At 66.4% G+C, this 17,642-nt stretch carries 16 protein-coding genes; 11 read left to right on the top strand and 5 right to left on the bottom strand.

The genetic code is table 11. The features are described 5' to 3' along the window. Positions 1–125 precede the first annotated feature (125 nt). A complete protein-coding gene (locus tag V7066_RS03805; protein WP_334181907.1) occupies positions 126–1,214 on the bottom strand; it encodes a Gfo/Idh/MocA family protein in 1,089 nt (362 codons plus the stop codon). A gap of 30 nt (positions 1,215–1,244) precedes the next feature. Between V7066_RS03805 and V7066_RS03800 the strand changes: the two genes are divergently transcribed. The 4 genes from V7066_RS03800 to V7066_RS03785 all read left to right on the top strand — a co-directional run bounded on the left by V7066_RS03800 (position 1,245) and on the right by V7066_RS03785 (position 7,113). Next, the gene (locus V7066_RS03800) at positions 1,245–2,165 is read left to right on the top strand and encodes an aldo/keto reductase (protein ID WP_334181906.1); all 921 of its coding nucleotides are present in this window, start codon (positions 1,245–1,247) and stop codon (positions 2,163–2,165) included. Further along, positions 2,162–3,229, top strand: a complete 1,068-nt coding sequence (locus tag V7066_RS03795) for an LLM class flavin-dependent oxidoreductase (protein ID WP_334181905.1) — start codon at positions 2,162–2,164, stop codon at positions 3,227–3,229. Before V7066_RS03800 ends, V7066_RS03795 begins: the two co-directional genes overlap by 4 nt. 290 nt (positions 3,230–3,519) lie before the next feature. Further along, entirely contained in the window at positions 3,520–4,755 is a 1,236-nt protein-coding gene (locus V7066_RS03790) for an MFS transporter (RefSeq protein ID WP_334181904.1), read from the top strand. Positions 4,756–4,827: 72 nt separating this feature from the next. Beyond that, a complete protein-coding gene (locus V7066_RS03785; protein WP_334181903.1) occupies positions 4,828–7,113 on the top strand; it encodes a TonB-dependent receptor in 2,286 nt (761 codons plus the stop codon). 198 nt (positions 7,114–7,311) lie between these two features. On the opposite strand, the gene V7066_RS03780 is transcribed toward V7066_RS03785, so the two are convergent. Then, entirely contained in the window at positions 7,312–8,676 is a 1,365-nt protein-coding gene (locus tag V7066_RS03780) for an FAD/NAD(P)-binding protein (RefSeq protein ID WP_334181902.1), read from the bottom strand. Positions 8,677–8,849: 173 nt separating this feature from the next. Here V7066_RS03780 and V7066_RS03775 point away from each other — a divergent pair, with 173 nt between their 5' ends. Next, positions 8,850–9,437, top strand: coding sequence for a uracil-DNA glycosylase family protein (locus V7066_RS03775; protein ID WP_334181901.1), 588 nt, complete (start codon positions 8,850–8,852; stop codon positions 9,435–9,437). On the opposite strand, the gene V7066_RS03770 is transcribed toward V7066_RS03775, so the two are convergent. Together V7066_RS03770 and V7066_RS03765 are read right to left on the bottom strand one after the other, a co-directional pair. After that, entirely contained in the window at positions 9,425–10,267 is an 843-nt protein-coding gene (locus tag V7066_RS03770; protein WP_334181900.1) for a MipA/OmpV family protein, read from the bottom strand. The genes V7066_RS03775 and V7066_RS03770 overlap by 13 nt on opposite strands. A gap of 129 nt (positions 10,268–10,396) precedes the next feature. Next, entirely contained in the window at positions 10,397–10,939 is a 543-nt protein-coding gene (locus V7066_RS03765) for a GNAT family N-acetyltransferase (protein ID WP_334181899.1), read from the bottom strand. Positions 10,940–11,013: 74 nt separating this feature from the next. Between V7066_RS03765 and crtY the strand changes: the two genes are divergently transcribed. From crtY to V7066_RS03735, 6 genes are all read left to right on the top strand, one after another. Then, on the top strand, positions 11,014–12,237 hold the full coding sequence (gene crtY, locus V7066_RS03760) for a lycopene beta-cyclase CrtY (RefSeq protein WP_334181898.1): 1,224 nt from the start codon (positions 11,014–11,016) through the stop codon (positions 12,235–12,237). Beyond that, complete coding sequence (locus tag V7066_RS03755; protein ID WP_334181897.1) at positions 12,234–13,712, top strand: phytoene desaturase; 1,479 nt, start codon at positions 12,234–12,236, stop codon at positions 13,710–13,712. Before crtY ends, V7066_RS03755 begins: the two co-directional genes overlap by 4 nt. Then, positions 13,709–14,176, top strand: coding sequence for a hypothetical protein (locus V7066_RS03750; RefSeq protein WP_334181896.1), 468 nt, complete (start codon positions 13,709–13,711; stop codon positions 14,174–14,176). The genes V7066_RS03755 and V7066_RS03750 overlap by 4 nt, the downstream gene beginning before the upstream one ends. Continuing rightward, entirely contained in the window at positions 14,176–14,772 is a 597-nt protein-coding gene (locus V7066_RS03745; RefSeq protein ID WP_334181895.1) for a TIGR00730 family Rossman fold protein, read from the top strand. Before V7066_RS03750 ends, V7066_RS03745 begins: the two co-directional genes overlap by 1 nt. Positions 14,773–14,841: 69 nt before the next feature. Next, positions 14,842–15,804, top strand: coding sequence for a phytoene/squalene synthase family protein (locus V7066_RS03740; RefSeq protein WP_334181970.1), 963 nt, complete (start codon positions 14,842–14,844; stop codon positions 15,802–15,804). A gap of 321 nt (positions 15,805–16,125) precedes the next feature. Further along, entirely contained in the window at positions 16,126–16,275 is a 150-nt protein-coding gene (locus V7066_RS03735; RefSeq protein ID WP_021232111.1) for a lmo0937 family membrane protein, read from the top strand. 37 nt (positions 16,276–16,312) lie between these two features. On the opposite strand, the gene V7066_RS03730 is transcribed toward V7066_RS03735, so the two are convergent. Beyond that, complete coding sequence (locus V7066_RS03730; protein ID WP_334181894.1) at positions 16,313–17,572, bottom strand: multidrug effflux MFS transporter; 1,260 nt, start codon at positions 17,570–17,572, stop codon at positions 16,313–16,315. Between the last annotated feature and the right edge of the window lie 70 nt (positions 17,573–17,642).

Below are 17,642 nucleotides of genomic sequence, written 5' to 3'. Positions count from 1 at the left end.
GCGACCCAATCAGGGAACGCTTGCCTCGCCGGCGCCTGCATGCCTTCGCCGTGCAGGCACATACGCTCGGAAAAGCCGGACCGCCGCCCCGAAACCGATTCCGGGGCGACGTCCTGTAACCGGCCTCAGCCCAGCAGTTCCGCCATCTCGACAACGCGCTTCTCGCGCGCGCTCAGTTCCGCCGCCGCGCCGATGGCGACCGCCATCAATCCGTCGCGCGCCGTCACCTGAACCTCACCCTCGCCGCGAACGGCGCGGGCGAAGGCCTCGTGCTGGTAGAAGGTGGCGCCGTGGTGCGAACCGGCGTCCATCGCCGCCTCGTCCACCGCGACATGCCAGCGCTCGACCGACTTCGGCCCCGGCCACGGCACGCGCGGCGACCAGACGAGATCGCCCGGCGGGATCAGCACGTCGAGGCGGCCCTTGTCGCCCGTCGCGCTCATCTCTTCCTGGTGCTCGGCGCCCTCGGCGAACATGCAGAGGTCGAGCAGCGCGCGGCTGCCGTCGGCGAAATCGACGGTGGTGAAGCTGTTGTCGATAATATCGGGCTGGCGGCCGTCATAGCGCTCGTCCAGATGGTTCACGTCCATCGCACCCGAGCAGTAGACCCGCACCGGCTCCGAGCGGGTGATCAGGCGCATGAGGTCGAAGAAGTGGCAGCACTTCTCCACCATGGTGCCGCCGGTGTTGACCGAGAAACGGTTCCAGTCGCGCACCTTGACGAGGAACGGGAAGCGATGCTCGCGGATCGAGAGCATCTGCAGGCGGCCGACCTTGCCGCCGTGAATCTCGTCGATGAAGGCCTTGGCCGGCGGCATGAAGCGATATTCCATGCCGGTCCAGAACACGGCCTTGCGGGCCTCTGCCCGCTCGACCACCCAGCGGGCGTCTTCCATCGTCGTGCAGAGCGGCTTTTCGCAGAGGATCGCCACGTCGCTGTCCAGCAGCGGCTCCAGCACGGCGCGGTGCGTGAAATTCGGCGAGACGACGACCACGGCATCGAGCCCGGCATTGGCGATCATGCTGGCGCTGTCGGCATATTCGGCCACGCCCTCGGCTTTCTCGCCCAAGGCATCCTTCGCCCAGCCGAGCGAGGTCGGCTCGGGATCGGCGATGGCAACCACTTCGGCGCCTTCGAGGATCTTCAGGTTGTGGATGTGCTCGACACCCATCATCCCGGTTCCGACAATTCCGTAACGCAGCGTCTCTACCATTTCACGACTCCATGTGTCATGTGGCGGTCCATGACCTCCCTCACGACGACGCGCCTATCGGCCCAACCCGTCCCGCTCGGCAAGAGCGGAATTTCCGTTTTTCCGATTGCCTGGGGCATGTGGCGGCTCGCCCGTCCCGACGGCAACGACGATATCGGCGCCATCGTCGCCCGCATCGAGGCGGCGCTTGAGGCCGGGATCACCCTGTTCGACACCGCCGACATCTACGGCTGCGACGCCGCGCTCGGCTTCGGCGGCGCGGAACTGCTGCTGGGCAAGGCGCTCGCCGCCCGCCCGGACCTGCGCGACCGCATGACGATCGCCACCAAGGGCGGCATCGTGCTGGGCGTGCCCTACGATTCGAGCCCGGACTATCTGAACAAGGCGCTGGAAGCCTCGCTCGAACGCCTCGGCCTGCCCTCGGTCGAGCTTTACCAGATTCACCGCCGCGACTTCCTCGCCCACCCGCGCGACGTGGCCGCTACCCTCGCCGCCATGGTCGAGAGCGGCAAGGTAAAGTCCATCGGCGTTTCCAACTACAGCCCGGCCGAATTCGAAGCGCTTCAGGCCTACCTGCCTTTCCCGATCGTATCGACCCAGCCCGAATTCTCGGCCGCCCGCTACGCGCCGCTCTATGACGGCACGCTGGACCAGGCGATGGCCCGCGACGTAGCGGTGCTCGCATGGTCGCCGCTCGGTGGTGGTCGTCTCGCTGCGGGTTCGGAAGACCCGGTGGCGAAGCTCGTGGCCACACAGGGCGAGCGCTACGGCACCGATGCCGCCGCCGCCGCGCTGTCGTGGATCATGGCGCATCCCTCGCGCGCGATCCCCATCGTCGGTTCGCAGACCCCCGAGCGCATCCTCGCCTCGCGCGATGCCTTCAAGGTCGAATGGACCGCTTCGGAATGGTATGCCGTGCTCGAAGCCTCGATGGGAGCACGCCTGCCGTGACACTCGACCCTTGCGAGATCAGCTGGTTTTCGGCGCTCTGCGACGATGACTACGAGTTCCTCGGCCAGCCGGACCCGATGCTGCGCTCCAGCTGGGAACACTGCCGCAATATCGTGACCACCGCCGAGGAAGGCGGTTTCGACAACGTGCTGCTGCCCTCGGGCTATGCGCTCGGGATCGACACCACCGCTTTCGCCGCCGCCATCGCCACCCAGGTCCGCCGCATCAAGCTGCTGATGGCTGTGCGCATCGGCGAGATGTGGCCCGCCCAGCTCGCGCGCCAGATTGCCACCATCGACCAGATTGTTGGTGGCCGCCTGAACATCAACGTGATCTCCAGCGAGATGCCCGGCGAAACCCTCGACGGCGGCGCGCGCTACGAGCGCACGACCGAGGCCATCGAGATCCTGCGCACCCTGCTCTCGGGCCAGCCGCTCGACCATCAGGGCCGGTTCTGGAACCTCAAGCTAGACGCGCCGCGCATGATCGCGCCGGGATCGAAGTGCCCGCCGCTCTACTTCGGCGGCCTCTCCGAACCGGCCCGCGAAGTCGCCGCCAAGGGCTGCGACGTCTACCTCATGTGGCCGGACCGGATGGAAGCGGTGAAGGAAACCATCGCCGACATGCGCGCCCGCGCGGCCAAATACGGTCGCAGCTTGCGCTTCGGCTACCGCGTCCATGTGATCGTGCGCGAGACCGAAGCCGATGCGCGCCTCGCCGCCGACCGCCTGCTCTCGCGCCTCGACGCGGCGGAGGGCGCCGCAATCCGCGCCCGCTCGCTCGACTCGCAATCGGTGGGTGTGCAGGCACAGGCCGCCCTGCGCGAAACCGCCAGCGACGACGGCTATGCCGAAGACAACCTCTGGACCGGCATCGGCCGCGCCCGCTCGGGCTGCGGCGCGGCAATCGTCGGCGATCCGGACCAGGTGCTGGCGAAATTGCAGGCCTACCGCGAGGCGGGGATCGATGCCTTCATCCTCTCCGGCTACCCCCATGCCCGCGAGGCGGACCTGTTCGCGCGGCATGTGCTGCCCCGGATCGATCACGGGCCGCTGGCTTTTTAAGAACAAGGGAAAAGCAGGGGAGCATAGCCCCCCTGCACCCCCATTACCGTCCAGGTCTGGCGGACCGACTGCGCAGTGCGCTCAAGGCGGCGTCGGGAGACTTAATGGCTGCGCCGCAGGGAGCGCACCACGGATAGGCGAGGCGCACCGCTGACATTCCGAGGGTCCGGGGGATCATCCCCCGGATCTTCTCTTCCCTTCTCCCCTAGAATTTCTTGTTCGCTCCTGCTCTCCCCCATCGCTAGACGATCCGCGATGCAGAAATTCGCTTTCCTCCGGACGCGCCGCGCATGACCCTGTCCCCGCGCCGCCGCTGGCTGCTTTTCGCCCTCGCCTTGACGGCGGGTGTGCTCAACCTCGTCGACCGCCAGATCATCTCGGTGCTGAAGCCGACGATCGCCGCCGACCTCGGCTGGAGCGACGACGATTACGGCACTTTGGCTGCCTGGTTCCAGGCGGGCGCGGCGTTCGGGTTTCTTGCGGCGGGCTGGATCGTCGACCGGCTGGGCGCCAAGTGGGCCAATGCGGCAGGCGTGGCAGCGTGGTCGCTGGCGGCGATGACCCACGGCTGGGCGCATAGCTTCAGCCAGTTCGTGCTCTGCCGCATCGGCTTGGGCGCGACGGAATCGATGGGGACACCGGCCAATGTGAAGACCATCGCGACGATCTTCCCGCCGAACTTGCGCTCGCTCGGCTTCGGGCTTTCGAACGCGATGAACAGCCTTGGCGCGATCCTGGCGCCGCTGGCGATCCCGGTGGTCGCGGCGGTCTGGGGCTGGCGGGCGGCGTTCGTGCTGGCGGGCGTGGTCGGACTGTTCTGGGTCGGGGCGTGGCTGCTGGCTTCACGGGGCGTGGATTTCGGCGACCGCCAGCCTTCGGGTTCCGGCAACCTGATCTCGGGTGACAAGCTGTTCCTCAAGGAAGGTCGCACCTGGACGATCGCGCTGGCAAAGGTCCTCTCGGACGCGACCTGGTGGCTGATGCTGTTCTGGATGCCGGACTATTTCAACCGGCAGTTCGGGCTGTCCGGCACCGACCTCGGCCCACCGCTGGCGCTGGCCTATTGCGGCTCGGCTGCGGGATCGCTGATCTCCGGTTTCGCCGCGAACCGCCTGCTGTCGAGCGGCTGGAGTGCCAACCGCACGCGCAAGACGCTGATGCTGATTTCCGCGCTCTGCGTCTTGCCGGTGCCGCTGGCGCTCCATGTCGAGGGCTATTGGCCCGCCGTCGGCCTGATGGCGCTGACTTTGGCCGGGCATCAGGGCTTCTCGACCAACCTGTTCGGCCTGATCGCCGACGTGACGCCGCGCCACAAGGTCGGCCGCGTGACCGGCTTCGGCGCCTTCTGCGGCAATCTGGGCGGCACCGCGATCAGCAAGATCGCCGGTCTCGTGCTGGCAGCGGGACTGGGTTACGGTCCGCTCTTCGCCTTCGCGGCCGTTTCCTACCTGCTTGCACTGGGCTGGATTCAGCTCACCATGCCCCACATCGTCCCGGCAGAGGACGCCAGTTCATCTCGCGCATAAGGCGACTAAAGGAAAACTATCTTTCTCAACTTAAACAGTTGAGTTAGCGCCGCGCGATCCAGGGAGAATTCGATGACCATGACCCCGCTCCGCGCCGCCCGCACCCTGCTGCTGGCCTCTGCGGTCCTGCTGCCCGCCAACGCCTACGCCGATGAAGCCCCCGAGGCCGCCTCCGGCGAAATCGTCGTGACCGCACGCTACCGCGACGAGTCGCTCCAGCAGGTGCCGATCGCGATCACCGCCGTCAGCGGCGAATCGCTGAACGACCGCGCGATCCACAACCTTCAGGACCTCAGCGCCACGGTGCCTTCGGTCGACTTCCGCAACGGCGCCTCCAACAAGGACCGCACCGTCTTCGTGCGCGGCGTCGGCACGATCAGCACTTCGCCGGGCGTCGAATCCTCGGTCTCGACCGTGCTCGACGGCGTCGTCCTGACCCGTCCCGGCCAAGCCACGCTGGATGTCGGCGAAGTCTCGCGCATCGAAGTGCTTCGCGGCCCGCAGGGCACGCTGTTCGGCAAGAACGCCTCGGCGGGCGTCATCAGCGTCGTCACCGCCGCACCCTCGCAGGAATTCCACGCCTACGCCGAAGGCTCGGCGACGACGGATGAAGAATACCGCATCAAGGCAGGCGTCACCGGCGGCATCGCCCCGAACGTCGCCGCCCGGATCGACGGCCTCTACGCCAATTACCACGGCAACGTGCGCAACGTCACCACCGGCAACGAGGTCAACGGCTACGAGCGTTACGGCGCCCGCGCCAAGATCGAGGCCACGCCGACCGACACCCTGAAGCTCACCCTCTCGGGCGACTATCTCTACTCGCACGACACCACGCCAAGCGGCGTCTATGCGCGCACCAGCCAGATCGCCTATCCCACCGGCGCCGTCACCAATTCCCCGGCGCTGGCCGCGTTCCTCGCCAGCAAGGGCATCACCGCCGGCCCGGAGAACCGCGAAGTCAGCACCGACTTCGACACCGATGTGCGCGACAAGAACTACGGCGGCTCGCTGACCGCCGAGTGGGGTCTGGGCGACTACACCGTCACCTCGATCACCGCCTATCGCGAGTGGAAGAACCGCCAGCACCAGGACTATGACGCGCTGTCCGAACTGTCGGCAACTTTCCCCGAAGGCGACGACTACGGCACGGTCAACAACAAGCAGTTCTCGCAGGAACTGCGCCTGACCTCGCCCAAGGGCAAGTTCATCGACTACGTGGTGGGCGCCTATTACCTCCACGCCAAGACCGACGAAGTCTACACCCGCTCGCTCACGCGCCTGATCTCCGGCGCGGAAAGCACCGTGACCGGCGTCGCGAACTACGGCGTGAAGAGCGACAACTACGCGCTGTTCGGTGAAGCCAACATCAACTTCACCCCGTGGCTGCGCGCCATCGCAGGCTATCGTTCGACCTGGGACGACCTCGGCTACTACCACGTCCGCACGTCGACCAACGACCCGACGAACTCGGGCGCGACCGCGCTCGATGTCGCAGGCATCCGCGCCTACCACAATTCGACCGGTTCCACCTCGACCCGCGGCGATTCCTATCGCGGCGGCCTCCAGGCGGACTTCCTGCCGGGCAACCAGGCCTATTTCACCTACTCGCGCGGCTACAAGGGCCCGGCCTACAACGCCTATTTCAACATGCGTTCGCTGAATGCCACGACGCCGCTGGATGAAATCGCGCTGAAGCCGGAAACCTCGGATTCGTTCGAAGGCGGCATCAAGGGCACGGCCCTGAACCACCAGATCACTTATGCCCTGGCGGTCTACTCGACCAAGTTCCACAACTACCAGGCCAACTACAACGACGTGGTCGGCGGTGCGCAGGTCACCCGCCTGATCAACGCGGGCACGGTGCAGACCAAGGGCGTGGAACTCGACTTCGGCCTGCGCCCGATCCCGGGCCTCTCGCTCGACACCTCGGTCGCCTATACCGACGCCAAGGTGCTGAACTTCATCTGCCCCGAAGGCGCTCCGTCGAGCTGCAACATCAACGGCGAAGTCCTGCCCTTCGCACCGAAGTGGAAACTCTACAGCAACGCCGCCTACCGCTTCGCGCTGTCGAACTCGCTCGACCTCGAAGTGCAGTCGGACATCACGCTCAAGAGCCGGACCCAGTACCAGCTGACCCAGACGCCGGGCACGATCCAGCCGGGCTACTACATCTGGAACGCCAGCGTGGCACTGATCGGCACGACCGGCGACTGGCAGCTCCGCGGCTTCGTGAAGAATATCACGAACCAGAGCTACTCGAACTTCCTCGCCAACGGCACGCTCGCCGGGATCGTCCGCTACGTACCGCGCGACGACAAGCGGTATGCCGGGATCATGCTCCGTAAGGATTTCTGAAGATAAGGGAAAAGCAGGGGAGCATAGCCCCCCTGCACCCCCATTACTGTCCAGGTCACGCGGGCCAACAGCCTCGTGCACCCATCGCTGCGTCGGGAGACTTAATGGCTGCGCCGCAGGGAGCGCACACCGGATAGGTAGCGCGCGCCGCCGACATTCCGAGGGTCCGGGGGATCATCCCCCGGGACTTCTCTTCCTTTAAAGCCCCTCACCCCCAACCCAATGCGCATCCGCCAGATAGCGCGCAAGGTTCCACACCTGCCGCCGAATATCCGGCACCGCGACGATCTCCCAGGCCTCACCCTTGGTGACAGGACCGACCGCAAATAGCGTATCCTGCGGCGTACCTTCGGCATCGCGCACCCGGCCGAGATGGTCCACGTCCAGCCCCAGCCGATGCGCGTCCGAGCGCACCTTGCCCTGCGCAAGCAGGTTCTTCACCAGCGGCGCCCCGCTCCGCATAAGGTCGCCTTCGGGGCCGGTGCAGTTGATGATGCGCGAGACCTCCAGCCCTGCGATGTCATCCTTGCCGCGCGGGCAATAGGCCACCGAGACCCCCCGTTCGCCCGGCTCGGCGCTGACGAGTTTGCCCGCCACGAACTCCAGACGCCCCTCCGCCTCGATTTCGGCGATGCGCTTCGCCACGTCGGGCGCAAGGCGGTGGCGGTGGACGTCCCAATAGGGACGCAAGTGATGGAGGAAGCGCCGCTGCCCGGCCTCGTCATGGCGGCGCCAGAGGTTCTGGGTATGCGGGCGCAGTTCGTCCACGGCGGCGCGCCAGCCGATCTCCGCCGCGCGGTTGCGCACCCGGCGCACGAGATGCGAGCCGCGCTCCTCCGGGGCGGGAACGTAGTCCACCGAGGGACCGCTTTCCGCATGGGCCAGCGGCTTGAGACCCCGGCGCGAGAGCGCGGTGATCTTGCCCTTGAACCCGGCCTTGTCGAGCGAGAGCACCATGTCGGCGGCGGTGAGGCCGGTGCCGATCAGCAGGACGTGGTCGATCTCGTCGATCTTCTCCAACGTCCCGGGCTGCCATGGGTCGGTGAACCGGCGGTCCTCGGGCACGGCGGCGAGCACCGGGTGCGGCGAAGGCGGGAAGTTACCCAGCGCCAGCACGAGGGCACGGGCCTCGATCACGTCGCCGTCCGCCATGTCGACGATGACGCGGCCGCCCTCGAAGCGGGTGGAGCAGGCCTCGGCATTGACGATCAGCGCGTTCTGCCCGGCTTCGGCGAGCGCCCGGATCAGTAGCTCACGCAAGTAGAGGCCGTAGGACAGGCGCGGGACGAAGCGGTTGGCCTGCTCGTCGCCGCTATGGCCGATCCAGCGCAGGAAGTTGGCCTGGTCGTCCGGGAAAGCGCTCATGTTGGCGGCGCGGACGTTCAGCAGGTGCTCCGGCCAGCGGGTGCCGAACGCGAGGCCCTTGGCGAGCTGGGCATCCTTGCGCTCGATCAGGACGACGCGCACGCCGTTGCGCAGGAGGTTGATCGCCATGAGGGTTCCGCTGAACCCCGCACCGACGATCGCGACGGGAAGCGCGCCGTTACCATTCTGATTATTCAAGGGGCATGCTCCGTTGGGTATTCGATGCGTGGTCTCTAGCGAAGACGCCAGGATATTATCAACTGAATTGGTTGAGAATATGACATGGCGGTTTCAGCGGCAGATGAGCCGCTTTGGAAAAGCACAGCTTAACAGTCCTTGCGGTCGGGCCAAGTGCTCGCCATCTGATCCTCGTGACCGCCCTTCCCGAATTGCTGACATCCATACGCGCCTGCCGTATCTGCGAAGGCAAGTTGCCGCACGAGCCACGCCCGGTGGTGCAGGCCGGTTCGGACGCGCGCATTCTCGTCATCGGGCAGGCGCCGGGAAGCAAGGTCCACGCCAGCGGCGTGGCCTGGGATGACGACAGCGGCGATCGCCTGCGGGAGTGGACCGGCATCGATCACGCGACGTTCTACGATCCCCAGCAGGTCGCGCATATGCCCAGCGGTTTCTGCTATCCCGGCAAGGGCAAGGGCGGCGACCTCCCTCCGCGCCCCGAATGCGCGCCGCTGTGGCATCCTCGGCTGCGCGCGGCCTTGCCGGAGATCCGCCTGACCCTGCTGGTCGGGCAATATGCGCAGAAGCTCTATCTGCCACGAGGATTCGCGCCGAATCTGACCGAGGCGGTACGGAACTGGCGAAACGCACCGGACGGCCTGTTCCCTCTGCCGCATCCCGCCTGGCGAAGTCGGCTGTGGATGGCCCGCAATCCCTGGTTCGAGGCCGAAGTGCTGCCCGACTTGCGCGCGCGCATTCGCAGGGCGCTTCAGAACGTATAGGCGACGCCTGCGCCAACGGTCCACTGATCGGCACTGCCCCGCAGCGAGGTGTAAGGCGTGCGCTTGCCGTCGCCCAGCATCCTTCCGTAATTGACCGCGCCGATCAGCATGAAACCGCCATCGCGCAGATCGCCTGAAAGATCGTAGCCGACCAGCGCGCCCAGGCTCATGGTGTCCCAACCGCCTTTGGCCTCATAGCCCGGCAGACCGGACGCGGCGGACTGGGCGGGCGTGACGGAGTAGTAATAACGGGCATAGTCGTCGTCGGCATGATGCGCGCGCAGATTGACGGCGGCGATCATCGCCTTGCTCAGCGGTGTCATGTACGTGACCTGCGGCCCCCAGGTCATGCCCTTGTAGGCGCCGTTGACATCCCACTTCACGTCGGCCGAAACCGTCAGCGAGTCGTAGGGATTGAGCAGGCGATAGGCCGTGATGCCGCCGTTCACGCCCAGTTCGATCGCCGCATCGAGCTTGCCGGCGGCTCGAACCACATCGTCCTTGATCCGGCGATTGCGGTTGAACGAGACGGCGGCAACCGGCCCCAGCGAGAACCCGATCTTGGCGTCCTTGCCATCCGGGATCAGGTCGATCGCGGCGCCGCGCGGGCGGGGGTTGATCTGGATGCCCTTGTAACTGCCCTGCACCACCGGAATCGGTGAGACGACCGTATCGTTCGAGCCCTCGTAGCTCGGCCCATAGATCGCGCCGACGCCGACGGTCAGGTGATCGCGATCGTAGACATTGTCGGCATCGGCAGCGTCCTGGGCCAAAGCGGCAGGCGCCGAACAGAACGAAAGAGCGGTGGCGACGATCAAGGGCTTGCGCATGGGGAATCCTCATGAGTTTCCCCTCGCAACGCGCCTGCGGTCGCTACGGTTGCACAGACCGCTTTTTGGAACTGGCGCCGGAGCAATTTGAAAGTTCCCGATAATTCCGGAAACTTTCGGCAATCTCACTCAGGGCGCACGCTCGGGCAAGCTCTGTTTCCCCTCGCCCAACTGGCGCTGCATCACGAAGACGTCGAGCCACTTGCCGTGCTTCCAGCCCGCACCGTCGAGCGTGCCGACCGGCCGGAAACCGGCACGGGCATGGAGCACCACCGAGATCGGCTCGCTTTCGGCGATGACCGCGAAAGCCTGCCGGAAACCGCGCTTTTCGCATTCCGCCAGCAAAGCCCCGAGCAGGCGTCCGCCGATCCCGCGCCCCACGCAGTCCGGAGCGACATGGATCGTGGTTTCCACGCTGTAGCGATACCCCGCACGCGGACCGTAGCGATGGGCGAAGCCGAAACCGATCACCCGTCCGCGATCTCCGTCCCGCATGACGAGAAACGGATAGCCCGAACCGACGATGTCGCCAATCCGGCGCGCCGTTTCCGCCAGGTCCGGCGGCTCGGTTTCGAACGTCGCGGTGCTTTCAAGCACGTAATGCGCGTAGATTTCGGCAATGTCCGCAGCGTCTTCGAGCGAAGCGTCGCAGATGATCAATTCCTCGGTCATTGTCATGACAATGCCGCAAAGCATCGGTCCTGCCAAGTTGCAGCAAACGGAACCTCTCCCTACACGATACGGTCATGCCGACATTTTCCCCCAATCTGGCCATTCTGGGCGGCGGTCTCGCCGGATCGCTGATCGCGCTTGCAATGACGCGGCAGCGCCCGGACGTGCGCGTCCTGCTGGTCGAACGGGGCGAGCGGATCGGCGGCGATCATGTCTGGTCGTTCTTCGAAACCGATATCGCCCCCGCCCACCGCGACCTTGTGGAGCCGCTGATCGCCCGCCGCTGGAGCGGCTACGAAGTCCACTTCCCCGGCCACTCGCGCCTGCTCTCGACACCTTACGCCAGCGTCACCAGCAAGCGGCTGGACGCCTTGGTCCGCGCGACGCTGGGCGCGGAATCGCTGCTGACGGGCGTATCCGTGGCCGAAGCAAGCCCGCAGGCGGTCCTGCTCGCCGACGGCCGGAGCATCGCGGCCGACGCCGTGATCGACGCGCGCGGCGCCCATGGCCTGCCGCACCTGACCGGCGGCTGGCAGAAGTTTCTCGGCCGAATGCTGCGCCTCGCCACGCCGCATGGGCTGGAACGCCCGGTGGTGATGGACGCCCGCGTCGACCAGCACGACGGCTACCGCTTCGTCTATTGCCTGCCCTTTTCCGAGCGCGAGATCTTCGTCGAGGATACCTATTATTCGAGCGATCCCGGCCTCGACCTGCCGGTCCTGCGCCAGCGCGTCGGGGATTACGCCGCGCAGATGGGTTGGCACATCGATTCCGTCACGTATGAGGAAACCGGCGTGCTGCCGGTCATCGCGGGCGGCGATTTCGAAAAGTTCTGGAACTCGGCCCCGGACTCCGGCGCTTACTCCGGCGCTAACTCCGGTATTGCCCGTGCCGGAACGCGGGCCGCGCTCGTCAACCCGATGACATCCTATTCCTTTCCCGATGCTGTAAGATTTGCCATGCACCTGACCACTCTCGACAATCTCTCCGGCGTCAGCCTAGGAAGGAGGAGCCATGCATGGGCAGCAGATCACTGGCGCGGGGGGCGCTTCTACCGAATGTTGACGCGCATGCTGTTCGGAGCCGCAAGGCCCGAGGAACGCCGAGCCGTAATGGAACGCTTCTACACCCTGCCCGAGGGGCTGATCGAACGCTTCTACGCCGGTAACCCGCGCCTGGCCGACATGGCCCGCGTACTCTCCGGCAAGCCGCCGGTGCCGGTGGGCGCGGCGATCGCCAGCCTTGCAGGGCGCGGCTATCCACTGAGCGATCTTGCCCCCAAGGGCGCGAACCGATGAAGAAGGTCTGCGTCATCGGTGCCGGTTTCGGCGGCCTCGCCCTCGCCATCCGCCTGCAAAGCGCCGGGATCGAGACCACGGTGGTCGAGGCGCGCGACAAAGTGGGCGGCCGCGCCTATGCCTGGGAGCGCGACGGCTTCACCTTCGATGCCGGCCCCACCGTGATCACCGACCCCGACGCCCTGCGCGAACTCTGGACGCTGTCCGCGCAGGACATCGCCGACGATGTCGACCTGATGCCGGTCATGCCGTTCTACCGCCTCAACTGGACCGACGGCGTCACCTTCGACTATTCGAACGACGAGCCATCGCTGCGGCGCGAGATCGAACGGGTCGCCCCCCGCGACCTCGCCGGGTATGACGAATTCCTGCGCTATGCCGCCGGGGTCTACCAGGAAGGCTACGTCAAACTGGGTCACGAGGCGTTCCTCGACTTATCCAGCATGATAAAGGCCGCCCCGGCGCTCGCGCGCTATCAGGCCTGGCGCTCGGTCTACTCGATGGTCAGCCACTACGTGAAGGACGAGCACCTGCGGCAGGCGCTCTCGTTCCACAGCCTGCTGGTCGGCGGCAATCCGATGACCACCAGCGCGATCTATGCGCTGATCCACAAGCTGGAGAAGGACGGCGGCGTCTGGTGGGCGCGCGGCGGCACCAACAAGCTGGCCCAGGGCATGGCCCGCCTGTTCGAGCGGCTCGGCGGCACGCTGCGCCTCGGCGAGAAAGTCGCGCAGATCCATACGCTCGGCGACCAGGTCACCGAAGTCGAGACGGAAAGCGGCTGGAAGCAGCGCTTCGACGCGATCGCCAGCAACGGCGACATCATGCATACCTATCGCGACCTGCTGTCCGGCAACCAGCGCGGGCAGGACATGGCGCACAAGCTCAAGAAAAAGCGCTTCTCGCCCAGTCTCTTCGTGGTCCATTTCGGCCTCGAAGGCACCTGGCCCGGCATTCCGCATCACACGATCCTGTTCGGCCCGCGCTATCAGGGCCTGCTTGACGACATCTTCGAGCACGGCGTGCTGCCGCGCGACTTCTCGATCTATCTTCATCACCCGACCGTCACCGATCCCTCGATGGCCCCGGCGGGCAAGAGCACGTTCTATGCGCTCGTCCCCGTCGCCAACATGGGCAAGCTGCCGATCGACTGGGCGGAAGTCGGCCCGATCCTCGAACAGCGCGTGCTCGCCGAAGTCGGCCGCCGCCTGATCCCGGATATCGACGACCGTATCGTCACGAAATTCCACTACGCCCCGCCGGACTTCGAAAGCGATCTCGGTGCCTACAACGGCAACGGCTTCAGCCTGGAGCCGCTGCTGACCCAGAGCGCGTACTTCCGCGGCCACAATCGTGACGACAAACTGAAGAACTTCTACCTCGTCGGGGCCGGCTGCCATCCGGGCGCGGGCATTCCCGGCGTCGTCGGCTCAGCCAAGGCCACCGCGAAGCTCATGCTGGAGGGGCTGAAGTGACGTTCGGCGGGACCGTCGTGACCGAACCGGCGCGCGCGCTCAATGCGCTGCGGCAGGCCTGGGGCTGGACCCATGTCGATTTCGCCGAGATCGTCGGCCAGAGCCTGATGGGCCACCTGCTGGTGATCGACCGCACGGGCACCTACCATTACCTCGACCCCGACCTCCTGAGCCTCGCCGCACTGGGCGACGAAGCTGCCGCGCAGGCCTATATGGCGCAGGACGAGACGAAGCTGGTCTGGCGCGCCGACGCCCTCGTCGATGCTGCCACCGAGCGGCTGGGCTTTACCGCGATGGGCGAAGTCTATAGCCGGACGGTTTCCGCGCTGCTGTCCGGCGACTACGGGCATGAGCATCTCGTGAGGATCAGCCTCGTCGAGCTGATCTACCTGACGGGCGACCTCGCCCGGCAAGTCCACGATCTGCCGGACGGCGCCGAGATTCAATTGAAGGTTATCGACTGATGAAACGTATCGCCGTCTACTGCGGCTCCGCCACCCCCGCCGATCCCCGCTACGTCCAGCTGGCCCGCGATGTCGGTGCCGCCCTTGCCGCGCGCGGCGTGGGCGTCGTCTATGGCGGCGGACGCCTCGGCCTGATGGGCGCCGTGGCCGCCGGGGCGCTCGAACAGGGCGGCGAAGTGATCGGCGTGATCCCCGAAGCGCTCACCGGCAGCAATGGCAAGGGCGGCGAAGTCGCGAACCACGACTGCACCGAGCTTTACGTCGTCAAGACCATGCACGAGCGCAAGGCCGAATTCACCCGCTTGTCCGACGGCTTCCTGGTCCTGCCCGGCGGCGTCGGCACCATGGACGAACTGTGGGAAGCGGTGAGCTGGGCGCAGCTCGGCTACCACGACAAGCCGGTGGGCGTGCTCAATTCCTTCGGCTTCTACGACGGCCTGCTCGCCTTCAACCGCCACATGGCCGAAGTCGGCTTCGTGCGCCCGGCGCATCAGGGCATCATCCTCGCCGAGACCGAACTCGACCTCCTGCTCGACCGCATGGCCGCGCACGAGCCGATCGTTCCGATCGTCAGGATGGACCCCAGCACGCTGTGAGACTTGCGGGTGCCGACTGAAAAGCTCCTCGAAGCAGCCCAGCGCGGCACCGCCCTCCGTCCCGGATCGCTGGACCGTGCGCATCTCGTCAGGGAGGCGCACCGGTCCATCCGCAAGGGATCGAAGAGCTTCGCGGCGGCCAGCCGCCTGTTCGACCGCGAGACGCGCGAACGGGTCTGGCTGCTCTACGCCTGGTGCCGAGCCTGCGACGACATTGCCGACGAGCAGGATCACGGCCACGCCATCGGCCCGGTCCGGCTCGGCACCCGCCTCTCGCCCGAGGACCGGCTGGCAACGATCCGCACGCTGACCGAACTGGCCATGGCGGGCGAGAGCACCGGCACCCCCGCTTTCGACGCGCTGGGTCAATTGATGCGCGAAGTCCCGCTGACGGCGCAGATGATAGAGGACGTACTCGCCGGCTTCGCGCTCGATGCAACCGACTGGCGCCCGCGCTCCGAGGCGGACATGCTGCGCTACTGCTACCATGTCGCCGGAGCGGTGGGAGTGATGATGGCGGCGGTCATGGGCGTCGCGCCCGACGACGACGACACCCTCGACCGCGCCTGCGACCTCGGCATCGCCTTCCAGATCGCCAATATCGTGCGCGACGTCTGGGAGGACGACGCGAACGGCCGCTGCTACCTGCCGGTCGAATGGCTGGTGGAAGCGGACATTCCGCCCGGCGAAGTCACCAAGCCGCACTATCGCCACGCCCTGGTGCCTATGGTCGCCCGCGCCTGCGCCCTGGCGCGGGACTACGAGGCCTCGGCCCGTATCGGCGCGACGCGGCTGGCCTTCCGCCAGCGCTGGGCGGTGCTTTCGGCGGCCAATATCTACGGCGGCATCGCCCGCGAGGTCGAACGGCTCGGCGCCCATGCCTGGGACCACCGCGTCGGCACGACCCGCGGCGAGAAACTGGCCCATGTCTGGTCGGCACTGGAAGAAGCCCGTGCGGCGGGCGAAGCGGGAGACGAAGCGCCGCGTCCGGCGCTGTCGCGACGGGAATTACGCGCGCTGGCGCAGGCCTGACCGTACGGCGGATGCTCCCGACCTACGGGAAAGGATCGCGTTGCAGACCTGTTGTGCGGCTCAGCAACGCGGCATGCGGTGGACCCGAGGAACTCGCGTCGAGATGCGCCCAAGGGCGATTCGCGGTCGCGCGCCGAGAATGCCGCGGCTCGCGGTAGGCGGCAACCGAGCCGGTCGCATCGATCTACCGCCCGCTCTCCTGCTGAGACGAACCGTGGGGCAGCGATCCTGCCGCGAAAGATATGAAAACTACGGCGAACGGATGGGAGCCTCCGGCGTTACGAGGCGTTTCACACTTCGTAACAATAAGGGAGAACCATCATGCTCTTCACCATTGCCGCCGTGCTGCTGGTGCTCTGGCTTCTCGGCTTCGTCGTGTTCCACGTGTCGAGCGCGCTGATCCACGTCCTGCTGGTGATCGCGATCGTCGTCGGCCTCGTCCAGCTCTTCCGGGGCGGCCGGGCAGTCTAGCAGACAAAGGGGGGCTTCGCGGCCCCCCGTTTTCTATTCAGGGCCGCTTGCCGGGCGCGTAATAGCCCGGAGGGTAATTGAGGCGCCGGAACAGAATGCCGCGCTCCGAGTAGAGCACGAAGATCAGCGCGGTCAGTCCCGCGATCACCATGGAGGCCAGGATCGGGCGCGGAGTGCCATCGTAGGCCTGCCCGATCATCGCGCCAAGCACCGATCCCATCACCATGCGCACGAACGACATGATCGATGCCGCCGCCCCCGCCGTGCGGGCGAAGGGCTGGATCGCGATCGACTGGAAGTTCGAGCCGATGAAGCTCATCATGCACATCGAGAACGTCATCAGCGGGATGAAGACCCAGATCGTCTCACCGTTCAGGGCGAGCACGAAGTGCAGCACCGAACTGGCGATATAGCCGAACAGCGCCGTTTGCGAGACGCGCCGGGCGCCGAAGCGCTGGACGATCCGCGCATTGACGAAGTTGGTCGAAGCCATGACCAGCGCCATGCCGCCGAACACCATCGGGAAGAAGAAGCCCGCGCCGAAGTGCTCGCCCACGAGCTGCTGGGCGCTGTTGATATAGCCGAACATCGCGCCCTGCACGAAAGCCACGCCGAACAGGTAGCCCACTGCCTCGCGCGTGCGCAGAGTGAGCGCCATGTTGGCGGCGATGACCTTGGGGCGGATTTCCTGGCGGTAGTCGGGATGCAGCGTCTCCGGCAGGCGCATGGCGGTCCAGACGCAGACGCAGGTGCCCAGCACCGCGATAAGCCCGAAGATCCAGCGCCAGCCCGCCACCAGCATCACCCCCTGGCCGACCATCGGTGCGATCATCGGCACGACCATGAAGGTCATCGAAACCAGCGACTGGGTGCTGGCCATCTTGTCGCCCTCGAAACGGTCGCGGATGACCGTCATCGGCATGACCATCAGCGCCGAAGTGCAAAGCCCGGCCACGGCGCGGGCTGCCAGCATCATCGGGAAGCTCGTCACCAGCGCGCAGGCCAGGGCGCTCAGGACATAGGCGGCGATCGCGAAGAGCAGCACCGGCCGCCGTCCGTAACGGTCGGCGATGGCGCCGGGAAACAGCGAACCGAGCCCGGTGCAGATCAGGAACACCCCGACGATCAGCTGACGCTGGTTGGGATCGCTGACCGACAGGTCGCGGCTGATCTCGCCAAGGGCGGGCAACATGATATCGATCGAGAGCGCCTGAAGAGCCTGAAGCGCGGCCATGAGGACGACGAACTCGACCCCCCGCATCGGAAACGGCGCGGGATTCGCTTTGTCGGAGGTCATGCCCCGGCGCATGCAGCACTTGAGCGGCACTGGCCAGCCTTTTCGCGCTTCGGAGCGCGCTTTGGCGCAA

This window comes from Novosphingobium sp. (assembly GCF_036820275.1).
Lineage (GTDB): Bacteria > Pseudomonadota > Alphaproteobacteria > Sphingomonadales > Sphingomonadaceae > Novosphingobium.
Note: the sequence above shows the minus strand (reverse complement) of the source record. Positions and strands in the feature narration are given on the sequence as shown.

Excerpts from the sequence above, each read along its gene's own strand:
- V7066_RS03755 (WP_334181897.1), top strand. The coding sequence starts at position 12,234 with ATGAAGAAGGTCTGCGTCATCGGTGCCGGTTTCGGCGGCCTCGCCCTC.
- V7066_RS03745 (WP_334181895.1), top strand. The coding sequence starts at position 14,176 with ATGAAACGTATCGCCGTCTACTGCGGCTCCGCCACCCCCGCCGATCCC.
- crtY (WP_334181898.1), top strand. The coding sequence starts at position 11,014 with ATGCCGACATTTTCCCCCAATCTGGCCATTCTGGGCGGCGGTCTCGCC.
- V7066_RS03805 (WP_334181907.1), bottom strand. The coding sequence starts at position 1,214 with ATGGTAGAGACGCTGCGTTACGGAATTGTCGGAACCGGGATGATGGGT.
- V7066_RS03765 (WP_334181899.1), bottom strand. The coding sequence starts at position 10,939 with ATGACCGAGGAATTGATCATCTGCGACGCTTCGCTCGAAGACGCTGCG.
- V7066_RS03770 (WP_334181900.1), bottom strand. The coding sequence starts at position 10,267 with ATGCGCAAGCCCTTGATCGTCGCCACCGCTCTTTCGTTCTGTTCGGCG.
- V7066_RS03730 (WP_334181894.1), bottom strand. The coding sequence starts at position 17,572 with ATGACCTCCGACAAAGCGAATCCCGCGCCGTTTCCGATGCGGGGGGTC.
- V7066_RS03735 (WP_021232111.1), top strand. The coding sequence starts at position 16,126 with ATGCTCTTCACCATTGCCGCCGTGCTGCTGGTGCTCTGGCTTCTCGGC.
- V7066_RS03785 (WP_334181903.1), top strand. The coding sequence starts at position 4,828 with ATGACCATGACCCCGCTCCGCGCCGCCCGCACCCTGCTGCTGGCCTCT.
- V7066_RS03790 (WP_334181904.1), top strand. The coding sequence starts at position 3,520 with ATGACCCTGTCCCCGCGCCGCCGCTGGCTGCTTTTCGCCCTCGCCTTG.
- V7066_RS03800 (WP_334181906.1), top strand. The coding sequence starts at position 1,245 with ATGACCTCCCTCACGACGACGCGCCTATCGGCCCAACCCGTCCCGCTC.